Source organism: Limnomicrobium aquaticum (genome assembly GCF_040545545.1).
In the GTDB taxonomy this organism is placed as follows: domain Bacteria; phylum Pseudomonadota; class Alphaproteobacteria; order Rhizobiales; family Rhizobiaceae; genus Ensifer_A; species Ensifer_A aquaticum.
The window spans coordinates 117,870-139,564 of sequence record NZ_JBEPMB010000007.1 but is presented as its reverse complement, the minus strand read 5'-3'; the positions used below and the strand labels follow the sequence as shown (position 1 = coordinate 139,564).

21 protein-coding genes are annotated in these 21,695 nt (G+C 61.9%); 8 read left to right on the top strand and 13 right to left on the bottom strand.

Annotation, left to right across the window (positions count from 1 at the left end):
* Positions 1 to 133 precede the first annotated feature (133 nt).
* Positions 134 to 280: a DUF1127 domain-containing protein gene (locus ABID16_RS18775; protein ID WP_354557898.1), complete on the top strand. Its 147-nt coding sequence runs from the start codon at positions 134 to 136 to the stop codon at positions 278 to 280.
* Between the two features lie 463 nt (positions 281 to 743).
* Here the strand turns inward: ABID16_RS18775 and ABID16_RS18770 are convergent, their stop codons facing one another.
* Positions 744 to 1,967 carry an AGE family epimerase/isomerase gene (locus tag ABID16_RS18770; RefSeq protein WP_354557897.1) on the bottom strand — a complete coding sequence of 408 codons (1,224 nt, stop codon included), beginning with the start codon at positions 1,965 to 1,967 and terminating at the stop codon, positions 744 to 746.
* A gap of 151 nt (positions 1,968 to 2,118) precedes the next feature.
* On the opposite strand from ABID16_RS18770, the gene ABID16_RS18765 reads away from it, so the two are divergent.
* Positions 2,119 to 2,958: an isocitrate lyase/PEP mutase family protein gene (locus ABID16_RS18765; protein ID WP_354557896.1), complete on the top strand. Its 840-nt coding sequence runs from the start codon at positions 2,119 to 2,121 to the stop codon at positions 2,956 to 2,958.
* A gap of 22 nt (positions 2,959 to 2,980) precedes the next feature.
* On the opposite strand, the gene ABID16_RS18760 is transcribed toward ABID16_RS18765, so the two are convergent.
* From ABID16_RS18760 to ABID16_RS18745, 4 genes are all read right to left on the bottom strand, one after another.
* Positions 2,981 to 4,039, bottom strand: coding sequence for a 3-carboxy-cis,cis-muconate cycloisomerase (locus tag ABID16_RS18760; protein WP_354557895.1), 1,059 nt, complete (start codon positions 4,037 to 4,039; stop codon positions 2,981 to 2,983).
* A 243-nt stretch (positions 4,040 to 4,282) separates the two neighbouring features.
* The gene (pcaF, locus tag ABID16_RS18755; protein WP_354557894.1) at positions 4,283 to 5,488 is read right to left on the bottom strand and encodes a 3-oxoadipyl-CoA thiolase; all 1,206 of its coding nucleotides are present in this window, start codon (positions 5,486 to 5,488) and stop codon (positions 4,283 to 4,285) included.
* A gap of 11 nt (positions 5,489 to 5,499) precedes the next feature.
* Positions 5,500 to 6,201, bottom strand: a complete 702-nt coding sequence (locus tag ABID16_RS18750; protein ID WP_354557893.1) for a 3-oxoacid CoA-transferase subunit B — start codon at positions 6,199 to 6,201, stop codon at positions 5,500 to 5,502.
* Positions 6,198 to 6,905 carry a 3-oxoacid CoA-transferase subunit A gene (locus ABID16_RS18745; RefSeq protein ID WP_354557892.1) on the bottom strand — a complete coding sequence of 236 codons (708 nt, stop codon included), beginning with the start codon at positions 6,903 to 6,905 and terminating at the stop codon, positions 6,198 to 6,200. Before ABID16_RS18745 ends, ABID16_RS18750 begins: the two co-directional genes overlap by 4 nt.
* A 131-nt stretch (positions 6,906 to 7,036) precedes the next feature.
* On the opposite strand from ABID16_RS18745, the gene ABID16_RS18740 reads away from it, so the two are divergent.
* Together ABID16_RS18740 and ABID16_RS18735 are read left to right on the top strand one after the other, a co-directional pair.
* The gene (locus ABID16_RS18740; protein ID WP_354557891.1) at positions 7,037 to 7,798 is read left to right on the top strand and encodes an IclR family transcriptional regulator domain-containing protein; all 762 of its coding nucleotides are present in this window, start codon (positions 7,037 to 7,039) and stop codon (positions 7,796 to 7,798) included.
* 310 nt (positions 7,799 to 8,108) lie between these two features.
* Entirely contained in the window at positions 8,109 to 10,520 is a 2,412-nt protein-coding gene (locus tag ABID16_RS18735) for a methyl-accepting chemotaxis protein (RefSeq protein ID WP_354557890.1), read from the top strand.
* A gap of 197 nt (positions 10,521 to 10,717) precedes the next feature.
* Here the strand turns inward: ABID16_RS18735 and ABID16_RS18730 are convergent, their stop codons facing one another.
* Positions 10,718 to 11,263 carry an RES family NAD+ phosphorylase gene (locus tag ABID16_RS18730; protein ID WP_354557889.1) on the bottom strand — a complete coding sequence of 182 codons (546 nt, stop codon included), beginning with the start codon at positions 11,261 to 11,263 and terminating at the stop codon, positions 10,718 to 10,720.
* 186 nt (positions 11,264 to 11,449) lie between these two features.
* Positions 11,450 to 12,256, bottom strand: coding sequence for an NAD(P)H-binding protein (locus tag ABID16_RS18725; protein ID WP_354557888.1), 807 nt, complete (start codon positions 12,254 to 12,256; stop codon positions 11,450 to 11,452).
* 72 nt (positions 12,257 to 12,328) lie between these two features.
* On the opposite strand from ABID16_RS18725, the gene ABID16_RS18720 reads away from it, so the two are divergent.
* From ABID16_RS18720 to ABID16_RS18710, 3 genes are all read left to right on the top strand, one after another.
* Complete coding sequence (locus ABID16_RS18720; RefSeq protein ID WP_354557887.1) at positions 12,329 to 12,742, top strand: winged helix-turn-helix transcriptional regulator; 414 nt, start codon at positions 12,329 to 12,331, stop codon at positions 12,740 to 12,742.
* 91 nt (positions 12,743 to 12,833) lie between these two features.
* Positions 12,834 to 13,352 carry a DinB family protein gene (locus ABID16_RS18715; RefSeq protein ID WP_354557886.1) on the top strand — a complete coding sequence of 173 codons (519 nt, stop codon included), beginning with the start codon at positions 12,834 to 12,836 and terminating at the stop codon, positions 13,350 to 13,352.
* Positions 13,349 to 13,945: a TetR/AcrR family transcriptional regulator gene (locus tag ABID16_RS18710; protein WP_354557885.1), complete on the top strand. Its 597-nt coding sequence runs from the start codon at positions 13,349 to 13,351 to the stop codon at positions 13,943 to 13,945. Before ABID16_RS18715 ends, ABID16_RS18710 begins: the two co-directional genes overlap by 4 nt.
* A gap of 63 nt (positions 13,946 to 14,008) precedes the next feature.
* Here the strand turns inward: ABID16_RS18710 and pcaG are convergent, their stop codons facing one another.
* The 4 genes from pcaG to pcaD are packed head-to-tail and all read right to left on the bottom strand — an operon-like array spanning position 14,009 to position 16,577.
* Positions 14,009 to 14,626 (bottom strand): protocatechuate 3,4-dioxygenase subunit alpha, encoded by a 618-nt coding sequence (pcaG, locus tag ABID16_RS18705; RefSeq protein WP_354557884.1) that lies wholly within the window; start codon positions 14,624 to 14,626, stop codon positions 14,009 to 14,011.
* A 1-nt stretch (position 14,627) separates the two neighbouring features.
* On the bottom strand, positions 14,628 to 15,368 hold the full coding sequence (gene pcaH / locus ABID16_RS18700; RefSeq protein WP_354557883.1) for a protocatechuate 3,4-dioxygenase subunit beta: 741 nt from the start codon (positions 15,366 to 15,368) through the stop codon (positions 14,628 to 14,630).
* On the bottom strand, positions 15,365 to 15,742 hold the full coding sequence (pcaC, locus tag ABID16_RS18695) for a 4-carboxymuconolactone decarboxylase (protein ID WP_435532448.1): 378 nt from the start codon (positions 15,740 to 15,742) through the stop codon (positions 15,365 to 15,367). The genes pcaH and pcaC overlap by 4 nt, the downstream gene beginning before the upstream one ends.
* A 40-nt stretch (positions 15,743 to 15,782) precedes the next feature.
* Positions 15,783 to 16,577: a 3-oxoadipate enol-lactonase gene (gene pcaD / locus ABID16_RS18690; protein ID WP_354557882.1), complete on the bottom strand. Its 795-nt coding sequence runs from the start codon at positions 16,575 to 16,577 to the stop codon at positions 15,783 to 15,785.
* Positions 16,578 to 16,664: 87 nt separating this feature from the next.
* Here pcaD and pcaQ point away from each other — a divergent pair, with 87 nt between their 5' ends.
* On the top strand, positions 16,665 to 17,594 hold the full coding sequence (pcaQ, locus tag ABID16_RS18685) for a pca operon transcription factor PcaQ (protein ID WP_354557881.1): 930 nt from the start codon (positions 16,665 to 16,667) through the stop codon (positions 17,592 to 17,594).
* A gap of 32 nt (positions 17,595 to 17,626) precedes the next feature.
* On the opposite strand, the gene ABID16_RS18680 is transcribed toward pcaQ, so the two are convergent.
* Both ABID16_RS18680 and polA read right to left on the bottom strand, forming a co-directional pair.
* On the bottom strand, positions 17,627 to 18,340 hold the full coding sequence (locus tag ABID16_RS18680; protein WP_354557880.1) for an EF-hand domain-containing protein: 714 nt from the start codon (positions 18,338 to 18,340) through the stop codon (positions 17,627 to 17,629).
* A 320-nt stretch (positions 18,341 to 18,660) separates the two neighbouring features.
* Positions 18,661 to 21,657: a DNA polymerase I gene (gene polA, locus ABID16_RS18675; protein WP_354557879.1), complete on the bottom strand. Its 2,997-nt coding sequence runs from the start codon at positions 21,655 to 21,657 to the stop codon at positions 18,661 to 18,663.
* Positions 21,658 to 21,695 lie beyond the last annotated feature (38 nt).

Sequence of the window (21,695 nt, the reverse complement as noted above, 5' to 3'; positions counted from 1 at the left end):
GCGTGCATAGGTGCTGTGCAGCATCAGCACTTTTTATAGGCGCTTGCGAAGGCTATATGAGGGGCATCCAAGAAGACGCCGGGACTTGAAGTTAAGCCGCTGACGTCCAGAAGACCTCAGAAAGGAAACACCCATGAACCTCGCTCGCTCTTTCAATGAATGGCGCAAGTATCGTCAGACCGTCAACGAACTCGGCCGCATGAGCCACCGCGAACTGCAGGACCTCGGCCTGACGCGCGCCGATATCCCGCGCGTTGCCCGCGGCGGTTCGGTCCGTTAATTGGATTCGCCTGACAAAAGGCTTTGATCCGGGCGCTGCCTCCCATGGAGCAGCGCCTTGTTCGTTTCGAAGATGCTCAAATTCCTTCGCACTTGCGATATGCAAAACATGCATAGCTGCACTGCAGCAAAATCGCTTCAAAGACGAACAGGAATCACTATTATAAGACTCATCGAAGCGATGCACCTCCTCCCGCAAAGCTTCGAGTGACCGGGTCCTACTCCTCCTCCCAGGGGCCCCGTCGGAACAGCGGCACTCCTCCTCCCAGTCGCTGTTCGGTTCTTTTCGAAAAGCCTGCCGCACCTCCTCCCGCGGCAGGCTTTTTCGTTTTCGGAGATCTTTTCCCGTACATCCCTGATTGAATGGATCGCCTGTCCCTGGCTGTCCGCGCTTCGCGCAATGAAAAACGCGGCCGCCGTTTCCGGAAGCCGCGTTGGTTATACGCCAGACGTTCGTCGTGCCGTTACTTGTTTTCTTCCATGATCATTGCCGTCAGGCTGCCTTCCGCCGGGAAGAGCGGGATGAGGCAGGCCTGGAAGGCGTGATAGATGTCGGGCTTGCCAATAAAGAGCTCGTCCGTGGGCTGCAGGTCTTCGGAAAGTTCCGGCATCCAGCCGCCGAAATCCTGGTCGATCAGATTGGAGGCGGCGAAGTCCCAGAGCTTGCGATACCATTCCTCGTGAAAATCAGAGGGCGCATGGGCGTTGAGGAAGGCGGCAGCGCCAATGCCTTCCGAGATCGGCCACCAGAGCTTTTCGCGACGCTTCGGGTTGTTGTCCCAGTCGAGCGTGTAGAAGAAGCCGCCATAGGCCTTGTCCCAGCCGAGGTCGATCGAGGTCTTGAACAGCGCAACCGCCGCATCCTTCAGCCAGTCGAGCTTCTTGCCTCCGAGAACCCAGAGCTGGAGGCACAGACGCGCCCATTCCAGCCAGTGGCCCGGCGTCGAGCCGGAGGGGCGGAACATCTCGTTGCCGGAATAGGTATTGTCCAGGCTCCAGTCAGACTTGAAGTGTTCGGCGACACGGTAGCCGAGCGAGCGGGCGTGCTTGTCGATGATCAGCGAGGCGATGCGTTCCGCGCGCGTTAGATAGAGGCGCTCGCCGGTTGCTTCGTAGGCGGCCATCAGGGCCTCGGTCAGGTGCATGTTGGAGTTTTGGCCGCGATAGCCGGAGATGGGCGACCAGTCGCGCTGGTACTCTTCCGACACCGCGCCGTTCGCTTCTTCCCAGAAGCGCTTGTCGAGGACTTCGGAGACGTCGGCGAGGATTTCCTTCGCCAGTGGATGGCCAATGAGGCTGGCGCTGGAGGCGGCGAGCAGGACGAAGGCATGGCCATAGGCCTGCTTCGTGTCATCCTTCGGCTGCCCGTCTTCCAGCGACCACATGTAGCCGCCGAACTTGTCGTCGCGATGGCCTTTCTTGAGGAAGTTCATGCCGTGATCGATCATTTCGGCAGAGCCCGGACGACCCAACAGGTGGCCGACGACATGGCAATGGACCATGCGGGTCGTCGCATGCAGCGCCTTCGGCCCTTCCATCGGTTCACCCTCGCGGTCGAGATCGTAGAAGCCGCCGGCGGGATCGATGGCATTCAGGCTGAAGAAATCGAGCAGATTGACGGCTTCGGCTGCCAGCCAGTCGCGATGAAATTGTCTCTTTTGCCAGCCGTTGCCGAGTTTTGCGGACATGATTTCTCTCCCTGTGAAACTGTGATTGCGGCGATACATGCCGGAAATAGCGGGGTAATTCAATCGATTTGATGACAGCGCTTCCGGTGACCGTTGACAAGTGCGCAAGATTTTGTTCTCTATTTGTTCAGAATCCGGACGAGGCGGTTCAATGCGAAGCCAGCAGACGAAATACGAGGATTTCAGATCGCTGCATATGCGCGACAGGGCTTTTGTCATTCCCAATCCCTGGGATGCCGGGTCGGCGCGTCTTCTCGCGAGCCTCGGTTTCGAAGCTTTGGCAACGACGAGCGCGGGCTATGCGTTTTCCGTCGGCAAGCGGGATTCTTTCGCGGGTCTGAGCCGCGATGAGATCCTGGCCAACGCGGCGCAAATTGTCGCGGCAAGCGATCTTCCGGTTTCCGCCGACCTTGAAGACGGTTTTGGCGCATCGCCGGAGGCTTGTGCCCGCACGGTCGAGATGGCCGTTGCCATCGGTCTTGCCGGCGGGTCGATCGAAGATGCAACGGGCAACCCGGACGATCCCATCCATGATACCGCGGCTGCGGTGGCGCGCATCGAGGCGGCCGTCGATGCCGCGCGCGGCAAGCCTTTTCTGCTGACGGCGCGGGCAGAGAATTATCTTTGGGGTCGCCCTGATCTGAATGACACGATCAAGCGCCTGCAGGCCTTCTGCGCGGCGGGCGCCGATGTGGTCTATGCGCCCGGCCTGCCTGATCTCGATGCGATCCGCACGGTGTGTCGCGAGGTCGACAGGCCGGTCAATGTCGTGATGGGACTGAGGGGTCCCCGCTATACGGTCGAGCAGCTGTCAGAGGCCGGCGTTCGCCGCATCAGTGTCGGGGGCTCGTTTGCGCGGGCTGCGCTGGGCGCCCTCAAGCGTGCTGCCGAAGAGGTGCTGAGCCGCGGCACGTTCGACTATGCTGACGATGCCATTCCGGCAAGCGTGCTGCACGCGCTGATGTCCGACGAGAAGCGTGAGGGGAGCTGAAAAGCTCGCCGAGGCAGAAATCTTAGCCGGCTTTGCCCAGACGCTTGATCCCGGAAAGCAGGCTTGCTGCATGTTTCAGCGACGTTCCTGTCGCATTCAGTATTTGCGGCAGCGCGAGCCATTCGAGCGTCCAGGCCGCACCCGACCGTTCCTGCTCGTGGATGAGCGACTGATGGAGGGCTGCGACTTGCGTTGCGTTGAAACGGGCGAGTGAAACGAGAACTTCGGCGCGCACCGGGTTCTGCTTGTGCGGCATGGCCGACGACGCGCCGCCGCCGGATAGCGCAATCTCGCCCAACTCGTTCTGCGCCATCAGTGCCACGTCCTGCCCGATTTTGCCGAGTGCGCCCGAGACGCGGGAAAGCCAGTTGCCGAGATCGGCGACGCGGCCGCGGGCGGCATGGGGCACGTAATCCGGAACGGTCAGGCCAAGGGCGTGGGCGAGGTCATCGCGGACTGCGCCGATCTTCTCGCCATATTTCTCGGCCGTGCCGGCGGCGCCGGCCAGCGAGAGGATGAGGTTTTCGCGGCGGACGGAGTCAAGCGCCTCCAGCGCCTGTGTGACGCATGCACGCCAGACGCGGATGCGGTCACCTGCCGTGATGGGGATGGCGGATTGCATACGGGTGCGGCCGGGCATTTCTGCAGCGCCGAAAGTCCCGATCAGGCCTTCGAGGAGGGCCGCGACGCCGGTCAGGCGGGCTTCGAAGAGATCGAAGACATCGCGCAGCTTCAATGCCAGCGCTGTGTCGATGACATCCTGGCTGGTCGCGCCGAAATGTACTGATTTGGCCGCATCGCCGCCGACATGGGCGCGGAGCTGACGGACGTAGTCGGGGATGACCACGCCGTCCTTAAGGGTGGCGGTCTGTAGCGAGAGGAGATCAGGTGAGAAGGTGCCAGCCTTTTCGGCCAGCTCGTAGGCATGGTCTTGGGGGATGAAGCGGTTCTTCGCCGCAGCCTCGCCAAGCGCCACTTCGAAAGTGAGCATGGCATTCATGTCTGCCTCCGTGCCGATGAGTGCCGCCACCTCGGGGTCGTAAAGCAGGTCGTTGAGAAAGGCAGGAAAGAATTCGGTCATGGGGGCCCTAGAGGAACGAGAGGCATTTTGGTCGGGAGGATGTCACGAAGCGGATGGGGTCGCAATGTGGCGTCCTCTTCTCCCCTTGGGGAGAAGTGCCGAGCGAAGCGAGGCGATGAGGGGCTCCCACGTCGCGGAGGGGATGGAACCCCTCATCCGGCCTTCGGGCCACCTTCTCCCCGAGGGGAGAAGAGGGAGGACCGTTCTTGCCCTCCTCAAATGCGGTTGCTCGACTGGGAGCTATTACACCCGCTCGAGCGCCACCGCGATGCCTTGGCCGACGCCGATGCACATGGTGGAGAGCGAGTAGCGCCCGCCGGACAGCGCCAGTTCCAGCGCTGCCGTGCCGGCGATGCGGGCGCCGGACATGCCGAGCGGATGGCCGAGCGCGATGGCGCCGCCATTGATGTTGACGCGCGGGTCGTCGTCGGCAATGCCGAGATCGCGCAGCGTTGCCAGGCCTTGGGAGGCGAAGGCTTCGTTGAGTTCGATGACGTCCAGCTGTTCCCGTTTCAGGCCGAGGCGAGCGAGCAGTTTCTTCGAGGCGGGCGCCGGGCCAAAGCCCATGATGCGCGGCGGAACGCCGGCGGTAGCGCCGCCGAGAACGCGGGCGATGGGTGTGAGGCCGTGCTTTTTCGCGGCGGCTTCCGAGGCGATGATGAGGGCTGCGGCACCATCGTTGACGCCGGACGCGTTGCCCGCCGTCACCGTGCCGCCCTCGATCTTGTTGACCGGCTTCAGCTTGCCGAGCGCTTCCATGGAGGTCGCGCGCGGATGCTCGTCGCGGTCCACGACGACTGGGTCGCCCTTTCGCTGCGGCACGCTCACCGGCGTGATTTCCTTGGCAAGACGGCCATTTGCCTGCGCCTCTGCGGCGCGAGCCTGACTACGGACGGCAAAGGCGTCCTGATCTTCGCGGGACACCTTGAAGTCGATCGCGACGTTATCGCCGGTTTCCGGCATGGAATCGACGCCATACTGCTTCTTCATCAGCGGGTTGACGAAGCGCCAGCCGATGGTGGTGTCGTAAATTTCCGCGTTGCGCGAGAAGGCCGTCTCGGCCTTCGGCATGACGAAAGGCGCGCGGCTCATCGATTCGACGCCGCCGGCGATCATCAGCTCGGCCTCGCCGGCCTTGATGGCGCGGGCGGCCGTGATAACGGCATCCATGCCGGAGCCGCAAAGGCGGTTGATCGTGGTGCCTGTCACCGAGACCGGAAGGCCGGCCAGCAGCAGCGACATGCGGGCGACGTTGCGGTTGTCTTCTCCCGCCTGGTTGGCGCAGCCATAGATGACATCGTCGATCGCCTCGAAATCGACGGTCGGATATTGCGCCATCAGGGCTTTCAGCGGCACCGCCCCAAGATCGTCGGCGCGCACGGACGAAAGCGAGCCGCCGAAACGGCCAATGGGGGTGCGGATATAGGCGCAGATGAAGGCTTCGGTCATCGGTTCATTCCTCACAATGTCGGCACGACGAGGTCGGCAACGGGGCCGTCGGTGTGGAGCTTGCCACCGGTCATGGCCTGGAGCTCGTCCATGGTCATGGCCGCTAGCTTTTCGCGCACGACGAACTTGCCATCGACAATGTCGATCACGGCATGGCTCGTATAGACGCGGGTGATGCAGCCGACCCCGGTCAGCGGGAAGGTGCAGCGCTCTACCAGCTTCGGCTTGCCGTCCTTGGTGACGTGCTCGGTGATGACAACGACCTGTTTCGCGCCATGCACGAGGTCCATCGCGCCGCCGACGGCGGGAACGCCCTTGGAGCCGACGCGCCAGTTGGCGAGGTCGCCGTTTTCGGCCACCTGATAGGCGCCGAGGATCGCGACATCGAGATGGCCGCCGCGCACCATGGCGAAGCTGTCGGCATGGTGGAAGAAGGCAGCGCCCGGCTTCAGCGTGATCGCCTTCTTGCCGGCATTGATGAGATCCCAGTCTTCCTCGCCGGCAGCCGGCGCTTCACCGAAGTTCAGCACGCCGTTTTCGGTGTGGAAGATCGCTTCGCGACCGGGCGGCTGGAACTTGGCGACCATTTCCGGAAAACCGATGCCGAGGTTCACATAGGCGCCATCGGCAATGTCCTGGGCCGCGCGCCAGGCGATCTGGGCGTTGGAAAGCTTGATGTCTTCGCGCGTGTTGATCTGGGTCACGTCGGTCATGCGTAAGCCACTCCGGCTCGGATGAGCTCTTCTTCCTGTTGCGGATTGGCGACTTCGACGACGCCATCGACGAAAATGCCGGGTGTAATCACCTGTTCGGGATCGATCTCGCCGGGCTTCACGATCTTCGAGACCTGCGCGATGGTCTTGGCGGCGGCCATGCACATCAGCGGATTGAAGTTGCGGCCGGCCATGCGGTAGGTGAGGTTGCCCATCGTGTCGCCGAGATGCGCCTTGACGATGGCGAAGTCGGCCTTGAGCCAGCGTTCCTGCACATATTTGCGACCGTCGAATTCGGCGATCACCTTGCCGTTGGCAAGCTCTGTGCCGAAGCTTGTCGGCGTGTAGAAGGCCGGAATGCCGGAACCACCGGCACGGATGCGCTCGGCAAGCGTGCCCTGCGGCACCAGTTCCAGCTCGATCTCACCGGCGAGGTAGCGGTCGGTGAAGGCGCGCGGATCGGACGAGCGCGGGAAGGAGCAGATCATCTTCTTGACCATGCCCGCATCGATCATCGCGGCAATCCCGATGCGGCCGTTGCCGGCATTGTTGTTGATGACGGTGAGGCCCTTCGGCCCCTTGTCGATCAGCGCGTGAATCAGTTCGATCGGCGCGCCGGAGCCGCCGAAACCGCCGATCATGACGGTTGCGCCGTCGCCGATACCGGCCACTGCCTCCGCCAGACTTCCAATCGTCTTGTCCATGAAATCCTCCGTCGCGGTCGGCAGTCTCTTCCGACCTGTCATGGTGAGATGGATACGGCGAATCCGGCTCGACGGCAAACATTTTGTGCGTTATACGATATTTGTTCGTATATCGCACAATGGGGATGGGTATGGCAGTTCAGGATCGTGACCTGATGGGCGGGCTGATGAAGGGGCTGAAGGTGATCGAGGCCTTCAGCGCCGAGCGCACGCGGTTGTCGATTGCCGAGGCTTCGGAACTGGCCGGGCTCGACCGTGCCACGACACGGCGTTGCCTTCTGACATTGGCCGATGGCGGCTATGCGGACTACGACGGCAAGTTCTTCACCCTGACGCCGCGCGTGCTTCGCCTGGGTGTCGGCTGCCTCGCCGCCATGCCGCTGCCGCGCGTGGTGCAGCCGATGCTCGACGCACTGTCGCAGGAAATCGGCGAGAGCACGTCAGTCTCAATTCTCGACGGTGGCGAGATCGTCTATGTCGCGCGTGCGGCCCAGCGCCGGGTGATGTCGATTGCGCTCATGCCGGGCTCGCGCCTGCCTGCCTATTGCACCTCGATGGGCCGGGTTCTGCTGGCGGCGCTTGACCCGGATGAGGCGCGCAGCATCCTCGCCAGCCATCCTCGTGCTGCGCGCACGGACAGGACCGTGACGGAAGTCGAGGCGCTGATGGCGATCCTTGCCGAAACGCGCGCGCGGGGTTTTGCTTTCATCGATCAGGAGGTCGAAATCGGGCTGCGCTCGCTTGCCGTCCCGCTGGTCAATGCCCGCGGCGCGACGGTGGCAGCGTTGAACGTAGGGCTTGCCGCGAGCGGGGAATTGCCTGATGCCCTTGCCAAAAGGCTTCTGCCCGCACTGTTGGGAGTCAAAGCGGAATTCAGGCGTCTTTCCCTGTAACGCAGAGCTTTTTTTCCGAATAAGAATCCCCCAAAAACAAACGGTTTTTCAAGTGTCTCACTTCTGAGACATATCTGAAAATGATAATTATCAATTTTCGGAAATTATACTGAACAAATTCAGTCGTTAAATTTCCATGCATCGAAAATCTACCGGATGTATCCCTATTATCGAAGCTTGTTGTTAAGAAATAAAAAAACCTGACCTGCCAGCCTGTTCCCTGAATCGTGGGGTTGGCCGTTCCCGCCGCGACCCGCACGATCTGTCAACGCGATCCTTGTCAGATCGCATAGGGGCTTGGGGGCCGTACATGCAGTTCAAATCCATCAAATCGAAGATCGCCGTCCTGTCGGGGCTTTGTGTCCTGACGGCGGTCGGCGGTGTCCTTGGCTATGGCGTCTTCTCCGCGCAGAGCCGCCAGGCATTCGTCACCGAAAACGTCTCCTCATTGACCGAGGACCTGACCAAGGACGGGCTGAAGCGGCTCGCGTCAACGCAGGCTGGCATTATCCGCGCGTCGCTCGACGAAGCGTTCGGGGCCGCGCGCAACATGGCGCGCAGCTTCGAAATGGCTGCGTCGGAAAAGGACGGCACGCATGCGGGCTCGCGCCGCGCCCAGTTCAACGCGATCCTTCTCAACGTGCTGAAGGACAATCCGCGCTTTAACGGCACCTACAGCGCCTGGGAGCCCAACGCGATCGACGGCAACGATGCCGGTTTCAAGAACAACGCTGGCGCTGGCTCCGACTCGACCGGCCGTTTCCTGCCCTACTGGACCCGCGCCGCCGATGGCAAGATCGCGATCCAGCCACTTGTCGAATATGACAGCAGCGCCACCCACCCGAACGGTCTCGTCAAGGGCGGATGGTATATCGGGCCGGCGACCACCGGCAGGGAAAGCCTTCTGGCGCCTCTGCCCTATATCGTGCAGGGGAAGAGCGTCTATCTCGCCACCATGTCGGTTCCGGTCATCGCCGATGGCAAGTTTGTCGGCGTCGCCGGTGCCGACTTCGATCTGGCCTTCGTTCAGAAGCTTGCCGAGAGCGTCAAAGCTTCGATTTATGACGGCAAGGCTTCGGTTGATATCGTGACCTCGGCTGGCCTCGTCGTTGCCTCCAGCGAGCATCCCGAAAAGATCGGCGGCCCCTATTCTGCGGTGCGCAGCGACGCTTCCAAGGTGCTCGGCGATATCTCCAAGGGCGCGGACTCGGTTGTTGCCGACGACAAGGCCTTCACGGCGCTTGCGCCCATCGTCAATGGCCGCACTCAAGCAACATGGTCGGTCGTCGTTGACGTGCCACGCGACGTTGCTCTCGCCAAGGCAGATGCTCTGCGCGACGCGCTTGCCGCCCGCAGCCGGCAGGATACGACCCTTCAGTTCGTCGTTTCCGCCGTCATGGCCGTTGCCGGCATTGTTGCCATGTGGCTTGTCGCGGGGGGCATCGCAGGCCCGATCGGCGCGATGACCGCAGCGATGCGTCGTCTCGCCGGTGGCGACCTTGAGGTGGCCGTGCCGGGCGAGGGCCGTGCAGACGAAATCGGCGCCATGGCCGGCGCCGTTGTCGTGTTCCGCGAAAACGCGGTTGCGACGCGTCAGCTGGAAGCAGACGCCACCAGCCAGCGCCAGATGTCCGAGGCCGAGCGTCAGCGCGTGGCCGAAGCGGAACATCGCAAGGCAACCGAAACGACACATGCGACCATGCAGATCGGTCTCGGGCTGCAACATCTGGCCGATGGTGATCTCGGTTTCCGCCTGACGGAACCCTTCGCCGCCGACTTCGAACAGCTGCGACAGGACTTCAACCGTTCGCTCTCGCAGCTCGCCCAGGCCATGTCGGCTGTGGCAAACTCGGCGGAATCGATCGACAGCGGTTCCCGCGAAATTAGCCGCAGTGCGGACGATCTTTCCAAGCGTACCGAGCAGCAGGCGGCTTCGCTGGAGGAAACGGCTGCTGCGCTTGACGAGATCACGGCCAATGTCAGCAACTCCTCGCAGCGTGCCGATGAGGCCCGCAAGATTGCTGCCCGCGCCAATGATAGCGCGACCGAATCCGGCCGGGTCGTTGCGGGTGCGGTCGATGCGATCCACCGCATCGAGCAGTCGTCGTCGCAGATCGCCAACATTATCGGCGTGATCGACGAGATTGCCTTCCAGACCAACCTGCTGGCGCTCAATGCGGGCGTCGAGGCTGCGCGCGCCGGCGAGGCGGGCAAGGGCTTTGCGGTCGTCGCACAGGAAGTTCGCGAACTGGCGCAGCGGTCCGCGCAGGCCGCCCGCGAGATCAAGGAACTGATCCAGTCTTCTGCGGCGGAAGTCGGTCACGGCGTCAAGCTCGTTAGCCAGACCGGCGATGCGCTGAAGACGATCGCCGACTATGTCATCAACATCAACCAGCATATGGAAGCCATCGCCACCTCGGCCCGCGAACAGGCTGTCGGTCTCTCGGAAGTCAACACCGCCGTCAACCAGATGGATCAGGTGACCCAGCAGAACGCCGCCATGGTGGAAGAAGCCAATGCCGCAAGTGGTGCGCTGGCTGATGAATCCCACACGCTGAAAGAACTGATCGCCCGCTTCAAACTCGACCATTCTGCCGGCATGCAGGTGGAAGCCCTGCGCCAGACGGCGCGGGCCATGGCGCCGAAGGCCGCAGCAGCGGCTGCCCGCCCGAAGCTTGCTGCCAATGGCGGCCGCGTCACCAACGAATGGACGGAGTTCTGACCCTCTTGGACGTCCGGCGAAGACAGAACCGCCGGACGTGCTTCAGCTTTTTGCCTGAACGCGATTCCTGACGCGAAACCGGTTCCCACTTTCGCTGAATGGCTTAGACATTCAGGCCTCCATCCCTCCGGAGGCCCGAACGGCCGGCGCGCCCGCCCCTCTCTCCGCGGCGCGCCGGTCAAATCTATCTGACGGGGCTACAGCTCCCATTTGCCGCCGGTGGCCGACAAGCGGATTGCCACCGCATCGCCAGCCACCTCGACCTTGGGTCCTCCGAGATCGTTCCAGCGAAACAGATCGAGATGCCAGCCGCCGGGGATGTTGCGCGACGGATCGATCAGGCCGTCGGCGCCAGATGCCCTCGCGATGTCGGCTGTCTTCCATGATGGCGGCTCACCGCCAGCGGCCAGCACGGATTGCCAGGATACATTCGACTGCGTGCGGTCTATGCCGAGCCTGTCGCATAGCGCCTCGTCATGCTGATCAAGCACCATCGCCTCCGTGACAAGAAGCGGCACGAGCATCCGCGCCTTGCCATCCTCCCGCATGTAACCCGAAATCGCCCGCATGGCCCATTCCGGCTCCGGGCTCATGTAAAGCGCCGGCTGACCATGGCGATGATAGCGGCCCGCGCTCTGGGCCGAGGGAGGGTCGAGAACGGCATCGACACGTTCGGAAAGCACCGCGCGATAGAAGCGGCCGCTGATGAGGCGGAAGATGGGAGGCGAATCATTCCCTGTCATGCTGTGGCTCCGTATTGGCCGGCGGTAGCTCTTCGAAGCGGACGCTCTTGAAATTAGCTGATTGTTTTATAACTCCGCACCACTCGAAATGGTTTCGCTCACGTACATTTTCAGACAGCGAGATGCACTGGAATCGGGGCAATGCCTTACTATTTCACGTCCCTGCGAACGATCGATATCGCTGCTTTAAGCGACAGCCGCTTTCGCTGCCACATCCAGTGACGTTAATGGAGCAGACGAAATAAGCGCAGTCAGATCCGTTGTGGCCGACTGCAGAAAGCCGGCTGCTGACGCTGAAAAGATCGACATCAACATTGGTGGCTGAAACGGTAGAAGCGGGAGCTGTCGCAACTGAAGGCGCTTCTCGCTTAGCGTAAGGGGTTGGTACTCAGCCCCGATCCTTCTGGCCAGATCATTGATTGTCCAGCTTTCCGTTCCTGAAAGCTCATAGGTTCGTCCCGAATGCCTGGCGGGTTCGCTCAGTATTGTGACGGCCGCATCTGCGAGATCGCGACGCGCCACGCTGGAGATGGCGCCGTGTCCAAATGGAGCTGAGATCACGCCGTTCTCCGGTTTGGCCAATGCGCCTATCAGCTCCGCATAAAGGCCGTTGCGAAGTATCGTAAAGCCGATACCGCTTCTCTTGAGGCGCTGCTCGGTCCAGCGGTGTGCAAGCGCAAATCCCAGATGATCGCCGGTTCCGGTAAGGCTCGTATAGACAACATGCTTGACCTTAGCCCGCTCGGCAGCTGCGATGGCGTTCTCATGGCGCCGGATCACCACATCATCTTCAGCATAGCCTGCCGAGATCAGGAACAGGGTTTCCACGTCGCTGAAATCAAGCGTCTCCGGGGAATCGAAGTCGGTGTGCCTTCTTTTGCCGTCAAGAGACGCTGCCCTGTGGCTGCCGACCGCAATCTCCAGTCCGCGCGCCCTCGCCTCTGTTGCAACAAGCGTCGCCAGTTGTCCCGAACCACCAGTGATCAAAATCATTGTCTTGCGTCCTCTTCGTTTGGGTCGCATCTATTTATGAGAAGATCGGCCGCCACATAAGGAGACACAATCTTGTCCGCCACGAACACAGATGTGAGCAGCGCGCTTGAGCCCTGCGGCGCGCCGGATCATGAGGATTGCGGCCTGAGCCTGATCCTCAACAGGCTCGGGGAAAAGTGGACGGTGATGACGCTGTCGGAATTGACTGTCCGGCCGCTGCGCTATCGCGAACTGGAGCGAGCGCTTGACGGCATAACCCAGCGAATGTTGACCCTGACGCTTCGACGTCTGGAGCGCGACGGTTTCCTCAGCCGCCATGTTGAGCCGACCGTGCCGCCGGCAGTCACCTATTCCCTGACGGAACGCGGCCGCAGCTTTGCCGAACTCATCGCGCCGCTCGTACACTGGTCGAGGTTGAACAAGAACTCCATTGAAGCGTCGCAGGCCGCGTTTGACAGAAGGCCTGCGGCCATGCCGTGGTATTGAGCAGAGGGATTGAACGGCGCATTCCCGTCTTGCTCGAAATTTATTGACTGACGGTCAGTCAAAATATAGGGATGGGGCAAAGGAGAGACTTATGAGCACGCAATCGATCCTATTATCCCTCTTCGACTACAAGGCTATGGCCGCCAGCGAACTCTTCGATGCGCTGAAAGAGGGTGAGGTGGCCATTCCGGCAGACAATCTCCGCCGAGCTTTGCGCATCCTCAATCACGCGCATATCGTGGACTGCATCTTCCTTGCGCATCTGGAGGGCAGGCCGCATGGCTGCTCGGGAAGTTGGGAGCCCGAGGCGCCGGCGCTGACCGAACTTGCGCTCTCAGTGGCGGAGGTTGACGGGCGCTATCGGGTCTATCTGGCATCGCTCGACGACGAGGCTCTGGACGAGGTCGTTGCGTTCACGTTTACCGATGGGCAAGCGGGCCGAATGACGCGCGCTGAAATATTTCTGCATGTCGCGACCCATTCCGGATATCATCGCGGGGAGGCGGGGAGCCTCGTTCCGGAGGTTGAGGCGGCGTCGATGCGCGATGTCTTTGCCGGCTATCTCCATCGAGCCGAACCAGCACGCCGCGAGGAGATGCCTAGATCGTGAAACCTGCCGGCAGACCGAGAACGAAGCCCGCGCCGGAGCGGCGGGAAGACATCATGGAGGCAGCAGAGGCTGTCTTTCTCGCGCGTGGCTTCGACGATGCCACGATTGAAGACATTGCAAAGGGCGCTGGTATCTCCAAGGGCGCGTTTTATCTGCATTTTGCAACGAAGATCGAGGTGGCCGAAGCCTTGCGCGCTCGCTTCGTGGACCGCCTTCTCAAGACCGTTCGGGACGCGGTCGATGTTGCGCCGCAATGGGATTTTCGCGGGCGATTGCAGATCTGGGCCAAGTCCTGTGCCGCCGGCTATCTGGCTGCCGCCGCGGAACACAGGCTCGCCTTCTCGGCCGCGCCGCCACCGAAGGACGGTCTGACGAACAATATTCTCATCGACGATCTAAGGGCGCTGCTGCTTGCCGGGAAGTCTGCCGGGGCTTGGCGCTTGGACGATCCGGTGCTCGCCGCGATTTTCCTCTTCAACGCGCTGCACGGCGCCATCGGCATCACCGAACTGGAGACCGACAGTCTGGCGCGCGTGGCGCTTCTCGATGCCCTGTCGCGACATTTCCTGCGCGCGGTGGGAATTGCACCATAAAACAGAATGGCCGCCGCACCCGTGCAGGAGAGCGGCGGCCAAATTGTCGGAACAGTCGATCCGTCAGATGTCGAAGAACACCGTTTCGTTTTCACCCTGGAGATGGATGTTGAACGTGTAGGTGTTGCCGTCCTTCTTGGCGATCAGCGTGGGTACGCGGACGCGGTGTTCGATACGGCCGAGGATGGGGTCGGCGGCGTTGGCTTCTTCTTCCTCGGGGAAGTACATGCGCGTCTGCAGGCCGATATTGATGCCGCGCGCGACGACCCAAAACGTAATGTGCGGGGCCATCCAGCGACCGCCCTTGAAGGGGACCTTGCCCGGCTTGATCGTTTCGAAGACGAATTCGCCGGTTGCCATGTCGCCGGGTGTGCGGCCCCAGCCAAGGAAGTTCGGGTCGGCGGAGCCGCGCGTTTCCGACGGACTGTTGTAGAGCCCGTCAGCGTCGGCCTGCCAGATTTCGATGAGCGCGTCTTTCAGCGGCGTGCCGGACCCGTCGAAGACGAAGCCGCGCACGGTGATGCGCTCGCCCTTGGTCTTGTCGTTATAGAGCGGGCCGGAGCCGAGATCGGTGTCGAAAACGCCTTCGATGCCGGCGAAGTTCGGCGTGCAGCCGATGTGAACGTAGGGACCTGCCGTCTGCGAAGCGGATTCCTTCAGGTAACCGAGCGGTTGAACCATGTCAGTTGCCCTCCTTGCGGTTCTCGAACAGGGTCGAGCGGCGACCGCGCAGCACGATGTCGAACTTGTAGGCGCGCATGTCGTGCGGGATCGTGTTGTTCATGTCGAGCGGCGCGACAAGGCGCTTGATCGCCTCTTCGTCCGGGATGGTCTTGACGATCGGACACAGCCAGATCAGCGGGTCGCCCTCGAAATACATCTGCGTGATCAGACGCTGGGCAAAACCGTGGCCGAAGATCGAGAAGTGGATGTGGGCGGGGCGCCAGTCGTTGACGCCGTTCGGCCACGGATAGGGGCCGGGCTTGATCGTCTTGAACCAGTAATAGCCGTTCTCGTCGGTGATCGTGCGGCCGACGCCGCCGAAATTGGGATCGAGGGGGGCGAGGTAGGTTTCCTTCTTGTGGCGATAGCGCCCGCCGGCGTTTGCCTGCCAGAATTCCACCAGCGCGCCGGGCACGCCGACGCCGCGTTCGTCGAGAATGCGGCCATGGACCAGAATGCGCGGGCCGATCGGCATTTCGCCCGGCTTGGCATAGTTGAGGATCAGGTCGTTATCGAGCTCGTTGAGCATATTGTGGCCGAAGACCGGGCCGGTGATTTCGCTCTTGGTGCCTTCCAGCGAGATCAGCGCGCGCTGCGGCGAGCGCAGCACGGATGTCTTGTACCAGGGCGTATAGGCTGGCGGATGCATCTCGCGGTCGCGCGCAAAAAATCCGCCGGTTTCGGGCTGAAAATTGGTCATTTCCCTTCCTCCGGTTGGGTAGCTTGATGGTGCATCTTCTCCAGCACGTCTTTTATGATTTTGATATTGTGGTTGGCGGCGGGCACGCCGGCATAGATCGCCACATGCAGCATGACTTCCATCAGGTCGTCGGGCGTCGCACCGGTATTGGCCGTCGCGCGGGTATGCATGGCTACCTCGTCGTGATGGCCAAGCGCCGCCAAAAGCGCGATGGTGATCAGCGAACGTTCCCGCTTCGTCAGGCCCGGCCGGGACCAGACATGGCCCCAGGCGCTCTCCGTGATCAGTGTCTGGAACGGCTCGTCGAAGGCGGTCTTCATCTTCTCCGCGCGGTCGACATGGGCATCGCCCAGAACCGACCGGCGGGTCTTCATGCCTTGTTCAAAACGCTCCGAACGCTGTTCGCTCAAGTTCTTAGTCTCCCAGTCTCGACAGGAAGCGCGAGATTAGCCGGGCCAACGCCTCGGGCTGTTCCACGCAAGGAATATGGCCGCAGCCCTTGATGATTTCGAAGGCGGCGCCCGGAATGAGATCGGCAGTGGCACGCACCAGATCTGGCGGCGTCGAGCCGTCCTGATCGCCAACGACCACGAGGGCCGGAACCTTGATGGTTGCGGTAGACGCGGTGAAATCGGCATCGCGGATGGCCGCGCAGACGCCGTTATACCCGGCAACCGGCTGGCGCTCGAGCATCTGGCGATAGCCTTCGAGGTCGATCTCGCGCTCCTTGAAGAAATTCGGCGTGAACCAGCGCTCCAGCACCTGGGTCGACAGCGACGCGATACCGTTAGCCTCGATGGCGGCGATGCGGGTGTTCCACATCTCGGCCGTGCCGATCTTGGCGGCGGTGTCGCAGAGGATGATGGCTTCGACCAGTTCCGGCTTCAGCTTCCAGATGCCTTGCGCGATCAGACCGCCGACCGAGAGACCGCAGAACACGGCCTTGTCGACACCAACCAGGGCGCAAAGGTCGATGACGTCCTGCGCGTGATCTTCGATGGAAGACGGCTGCTTGCCGAGGCCGGAAAGGCCGTGGCCGCGCTTGTCGTAAAGCAGGATGGCGATGTCGTCGTCGAGTTCGTCGAAGACGGGCAGCCAGATGCGAAAATCGGTGCCCAGCGAGTTGGCAAACACAATCGTGCGGTCGGCCTCCGGATCGCCCAGAAGTTCGTAGTGCAGTACTGTTCCGCCGATTTCAGCAAAAGCCATGATGTCCTCCGTAAGGATGTGATAGTCACTGTATTTTGTTTGGTAAAATGATATTTCTGGCTCAATCGATAACGGGATGGTTATGAATTGGACAGCCGCATCAAGTTCCGTCATTTGCAGGTGCTGATAGAAGTCGCACGTCATAAAAGCGTGGGCAAGGCAGCCGAGGCGCTTCATGTCACCCAACCGGCCGTCACCCGCACGATGCGGGAGCTGGAAGACATTCTGGAGACGGCGCTTGTGGAAAAGGACGGGCGCGGCATTCGGTTGTCTCATGCGGGCGAGATTTTCCTGCGCCATGCGGGGGAGAGCGTGGCGTCGGTGCGGCGGGGGCTCGATTCCATTTCGCAGGCGCTGAAGGATGAGGGGCCGCCGGTGCGCATCGGCGCGCTGCCGACGGTTTCGGCGACCGTGATGCCAGATGTGGCGGCGGATTTTCTGAAGTTGAAGACCGGCAGCCGGCTGACCGTGGTGACGGGGGAAAACCGCTGGCTGCTGGAAGAGCTGCGCGTCGGCGGGCTCGATCTCGTTGTCGGCCGCATGGCCGCGCCTGAAATGATGACGGGGCTGACCTTCGAGCCGCTCTATAACGAAGAGGTCGTGTTTGTCGTTGCGGCGGACCATCCGTTGGCGGCAGGGCGGAATTTTTCGCTGAGCGAGCTGGCGAACTACCCGGTTCTGATGCCGACGCGCGGGTCGGTGATCCGGCCCTATGTCGACCGGCTTTTGCTCACCAACGGGATTGCGGCCTTTCCGGCAACCATCGAAACCGTGTCCGACAGTTTCGGCCGTGCTTTCGTGGCGGAGCACAAGGCGGTTTGGATCATTTCGCGCGGTGTCGTCGCCTCCGAGCTTGCGGCAGCACGGTTCAGAGCGCTGGAGATCGATATGGCGGAGACGCGCGGGGCTGTTGGGCTGACGCGGCTCGCCGGGGCGGAGCCATCCACTTCACTCACCCATCTCATGCAAACGATCCGCGACAGGGTTTCCCGTCGCGGATCGTCATTCGACTCATAAGGCAATCGATCAGGTCCGAGACCTGAAAAGGATTAGCCCTTCTTCGGCGGCGGCGGTGCGTCTGGACCACGGTCGCGCATCATGCGCGGCATGTCCTTCAGGTCGATCACGCCGTCCCCGTTGCGGTCCATGCGCGTGAACATGCGGTCGGCCATGACGTTGAACTCTTCCTGGCTGATGAAGCCATCGTCATTGGCATCGGCGCGCAGGAACATCTCGGCCAGGCGTTCACGCGGGTCCATATGGCGCGGACCCATGTGGTGCTTGCCGTGCGGGCCCTTCGGGCCGTGACGCCATTCGCCACGCGGACCGCCCATCTCGTCTTGGCCGCCCATCGGGCCGGCATCGGCCTTGTCGGCACCCGGCGGCGGCGGCGGAGCCTTGCCATCAGCCGGCGGGGGTGGCGGCGGAGGCGCGTCGGGGCTGCCGGCTGGACCCATGCCAGGTCCGCGCTCGGGCATTTTCGCCATGACGTCCTTCGCCCAGGCCTTCACCTCGTCGTAGGAAAGCTTCTTGTCGCCATTCTTGTCGATCTCGGCGAAGATCTTTGCCTTGTCGGCGTCGAACTCATCACGCGTGATCTTGCCGTCGGAATTCGTATCCAGCATCGCAAAGGCAAAGGCCATCGGCCCACGCGGCCCCGGCATCTTCTCACCATTGGCCTGCTGGGCCAGGGACGGTATCGCGGCTGCGCTGACCAGCATCACCGAAGCAATGCCCGCCAGAACCAGTTTTCCCGATTTCATAGTGTGTTCCTCTGTTCAAGTTATGCCCGCGCATGAAGAGAGGTAAGGACGGATTGTGGCTTTTCCAAATTAAAGACAGGAAAGGAAGATTACGGATTGGTCATGGTCCGGAAAATGCAGCAAGGGACGCCCCTCTATTTGTCGTCATGCAGGACCCGATCCGGCATCCAGCGGGCGATGTCCATCGCGCGGAAGACTCGTTCGCTCCATCGAGTGGTCTTTTAGCTCGCAGACGCGAGCTGGCTGGATCCCGGCTCAAGGCCGGGATGACGGAGGAGCGGGAGGCAATGCGAGATATTCGACGGCACCGCCTACTTGCCTCAATGCGCCTCGTCCCAATTATGCGCCGCTCTCGCATCCACCTTCAGCGGCACTTTCATGTCGATGGCGGGGAAGGCAGCACCTTCCATGGCCTTGGTGACGACGGCAATGGTCTTCTCCGCTTCTGCCTCCGGCACTTCGAAGATCAGTTCGTCGTGGACCTGCAGCAGCATGCGGGCGGAGAGTTTTGCCTCTTCCAGCACGCCGTCCATGCGCACCATGGCGCGGCGGATGATGTCGGCGGCTGACCCCTGGATCGGCGCGTTGATCGCGGCGCGTTCGTTGAAGGCCTTCAGCGACGGGTTGGACGAGCGGATATCCGGATACCAGGCGCGGCGGCCGAAGATGGTTTCGACATAGCCGTGCTCGCGGGCGAAGGCCTTGGTGCTTTCCATATAGTCGCGGATGCCGGGGAAGCGCTCGAAATATTTCTTGATGTAATCGCCGGCTTCGCCGCGCGCGATGCTGAGCTGGTTGGCGAGACCGAAGGCGGAAATGCCGTAGATGATGCCGAAATTGATGGCCTTGGCGCGCCGGCGCACTTCGGACGGCATGCCTTCGACCGGAACGCCGAACATTTCCGACGCGGTCATCGCGTGAATGTCGATGCCGTCCTCGAAAGCGCGGCGAAGCTGCGGGATGTCGGCCACATGGGCCAGCACGCGCAGCTCGATCTGGCTGTAGTCGGCGGAGACGAGAAGATTGCCGGGCGAGGCGATGAAGGCCGTTCTGATCTTGCGGCCTTCCGCCGTGCGAACCGGAATGTTCTGCAGGTTAGGCTCGGAGGAGGAGAGACGGCCCGTTGTCGTGGCGGCGAGCGCATAAGACGTGTGAACGCGCTTCGTTTCCGGATGGATATAGCCAGGCAGCGCGTCGGTATAGGTCGATTTCAGCTTGGTCAGCTGACGCCAGTCGACGATGCGGCGGGGCAGTTCGTGGCCTTCGGCTGCAAGGTCTTCGAGAACCTGTGCGGAGGTGGACCATTGACCGGTCTTGGTCTTCGATCCGCCGGGCAGGCCCATCTTGCCGAAGAGAATGTCGCCGAGCTGTTTCGGAGAACCGGGATTGAAGGGCTCGCCGGCGAGCGACTGGATGGATTCCTCCAATGCTGCCGCGCCCTGCGCGAGTTCTCCTGAGAGGCGCGAGAGGATCTGGCGATCCACCGAAATGCCGCGCTCTTCCATCAGTGCGAGCACCGCGACGAGCGGGCGTTCCAGCCGTTCGTAAACGCTCATGATGCCTTCGGCGACGAGGCGGGGCTTCAGCACCATCCAGAGGCGCAGCGTCACGTCGGCGTCTTCGGCTGCGTAGGCGGTTGCCTTGTCGATCGGCACCATGTCGAAGGTGACGGAGGCCTTGCCGGTGCCGGTCACCTCCTTGTAGGCGATCGGCTTGTGGCCGAGCCAGCGTTCGGACAGCGTGTCCATGCCGTGATTGCCCTTGCCGGCATCGAGCACATAGGACATCAGCATCGTGTCGTCGAAACCGTCGATGACGACGCCATGGCGTTTCATCACCAGCCAGTCATATTTCATGTTCTGCGCGACCTTCAGCACCGCCGGGTCTTCCAACAGCGGCTTGATGAGGTCGAGCGCGGCGCGGATCGGGATCTGGCCGGCCAGCAATCCGCCACCGCCCAAGAGATCGCCCACGCCGTCCTTGTGGCCCAGCGGCACATAGGCGGCGCGGATATTCGCGCCATCCGGCGACTTGCCGTTATCGGCAATCGCGAGCGAGAAGCCAACGAGTTCGGCCTGCATCGGATCGAGCGATGTCGTTTCGGTATCGAAGCCGACAATGCCGGTTTCGTAGGCCTCGGCAATCCATTGCTTCAGCGTCTCGATATCGCGGATCGCCACATAGGCCGTCGTATCGATGGGCTTGCCGGCAAAGGCGGCGGCTCGGGCAGCGGCAAGATCGGCGGGTTTGAAGCCATCTGCGGGGGCGTCGATGGCGGCGCTCTTCGAAGAGGTCGGCGCAGCTGCGATCGGCTTTGTCGCGGCTGCCGCATCTTTCGCGCCGGCTTCGCCCGTATCGAGATCGGGGCCGTGGGCGGCCTCGCCCCATTGCACGGGCACGTTTGCCGGTTCGATTTCACCCGCTTCCGTGCCGGTCTTTTCGGCGACGCGGCGGGTGAGCGTCGTGAACTCCATGGCTTTGAGGAAGCCGATGAGCTTGGGACCATCCTGCGGATGAAGTTCCATCTCTTCGAGCGGGACGTCAACCGGGGTGTCGGTCTTCAGTGTCACGAGTTGGCGCGAGATGAGCGCCAGTTCGCGGTTGGCGATGATGGTCTCGCGGCGCTTTACCTGCTTGATTTCCTCGGCACGGGCGAGAAGCGTATCGAGATCGCCGAATTCTTCCAAGAGTTGCGCCGCCGTCTTCGGACCGATGCCGGGAATGCCGGGCACATTGTCGGTCGAATCGCCGGTCATCGCCTGCATGTCGATCATCTTTTCCGGCGGCACGCCCCATTTCTCGATCACTTCGGGGATCGAGATCTGCTTGTCCTTCATGGCGTCGTACATGTGCACGTTCGCCGTCACGAGCTGCATCAGGTCCTTGTCGGAGGAGATGATGGTGACATCTGCACCGATGGCTTCCGCCTGGCGGGCATAGGTGGCGATCAGGTCGTCGGCCTCGTAGCCTTCCTTCTCGATGCAGGGCAGGTTGAAGGCCTTGGTGGCCTCGCGGATCAGCCCGAATTGCGGGATGAGATCGGCTGGCGGTGGGGGGCGGTGGGCCTTGTACTTGTCATAGAGCTCGTTGCGGAAGGTCTTCGACGAATAGTCGAAGATGACCGCGAAATGGGTGGGTGTGACGCCGACCGAGGTATCGCGCGCATCGTTCAGCAGCTTCCACAGCATGTTGCAGAAGCCCGAGACGGCATTGACCGGCAAGCCGTCGGACTTGCGGTTGAGCGGCGGGATGGCATGGAAGGCCCGGAAAATGAAGCCTGAGCCGTCGACGAGGAAGAGATGATCACCTTTTTTCATGGGTGAATGGAATAGCGCGGGGCGGGCCAAACGTCCAT

What these genes read in the sequence shown, in the direction of transcription:
- ABID16_RS18680 (WP_354557880.1), bottom strand. Translation starts at nt 18,340, where the DNA reads ATGAAATCGGGAAAACTGGTTCTGGCGGGCATTGCTTCGGTGATGCTG.
- ABID16_RS18775 (WP_354557898.1), top strand. Translation starts at nt 134, where the DNA reads ATGAACCTCGCTCGCTCTTTCAATGAATGGCGCAAGTATCGTCAGACC.
- ABID16_RS18730 (WP_354557889.1), bottom strand. Translation starts at nt 11,263, where the DNA reads ATGACAGGGAATGATTCGCCTCCCATCTTCCGCCTCATCAGCGGCCGC.
- ABID16_RS18760 (WP_354557895.1), bottom strand. Translation starts at nt 4,039, where the DNA reads ATGACCGAATTCTTTCCTGCCTTTCTCAACGACCTGCTTTACGACCCC.
- ABID16_RS18740 (WP_354557891.1), top strand. Translation starts at nt 7,037, where the DNA reads ATGGCAGTTCAGGATCGTGACCTGATGGGCGGGCTGATGAAGGGGCTG.
- ABID16_RS18725 (WP_354557888.1), bottom strand. Translation starts at nt 12,256, where the DNA reads ATGATTTTGATCACTGGTGGTTCGGGACAACTGGCGACGCTTGTTGCA.
- ABID16_RS18765 (WP_354557896.1), top strand. Translation starts at nt 2,119, where the DNA reads ATGCGAAGCCAGCAGACGAAATACGAGGATTTCAGATCGCTGCATATG.
- ABID16_RS18750 (WP_354557893.1), bottom strand. Translation starts at nt 6,201, where the DNA reads ATGACCGACGTGACCCAGATCAACACGCGCGAAGACATCAAGCTTTCC.
- ABID16_RS18745 (WP_354557892.1), bottom strand. Translation starts at nt 6,905, where the DNA reads ATGGACAAGACGATTGGAAGTCTGGCGGAGGCAGTGGCCGGTATCGGC.
- pcaC (WP_435532448.1), bottom strand. Translation starts at nt 15,742, where the DNA reads ATGAAGACCCGCCGGTCGGTTCTGGGCGATGCCCATGTCGACCGCGCG.
- ABID16_RS18770 (WP_354557897.1), bottom strand. Translation starts at nt 1,967, where the DNA reads ATGTCCGCAAAACTCGGCAACGGCTGGCAAAAGAGACAATTTCATCGC.
- pcaD (WP_354557882.1), bottom strand. Translation starts at nt 16,577, where the DNA reads ATGGCTTTTGCTGAAATCGGCGGAACAGTACTGCACTACGAACTTCTG.
- ABID16_RS18715 (WP_354557886.1), top strand. Translation starts at nt 12,834, where the DNA reads ATGAGCACGCAATCGATCCTATTATCCCTCTTCGACTACAAGGCTATG.
- polA (WP_354557879.1), bottom strand. Translation starts at nt 21,657, where the DNA reads ATGAAAAAAGGTGATCATCTCTTCCTCGTCGACGGCTCAGGCTTCATT.
- pcaH (WP_354557883.1), bottom strand. Translation starts at nt 15,368, where the DNA reads ATGACCAATTTTCAGCCCGAAACCGGCGGATTTTTTGCGCGCGACCGC.
- pcaF (WP_354557894.1), bottom strand. Translation starts at nt 5,488, where the DNA reads ATGACCGAAGCCTTCATCTGCGCCTATATCCGCACCCCCATTGGCCGT.
- ABID16_RS18735 (WP_354557890.1), top strand. Translation starts at nt 8,109, where the DNA reads ATGCAGTTCAAATCCATCAAATCGAAGATCGCCGTCCTGTCGGGGCTT.
- pcaG (WP_354557884.1), bottom strand. Translation starts at nt 14,626, where the DNA reads ATGGTTCAACCGCTCGGTTACCTGAAGGAATCCGCTTCGCAGACGGCA.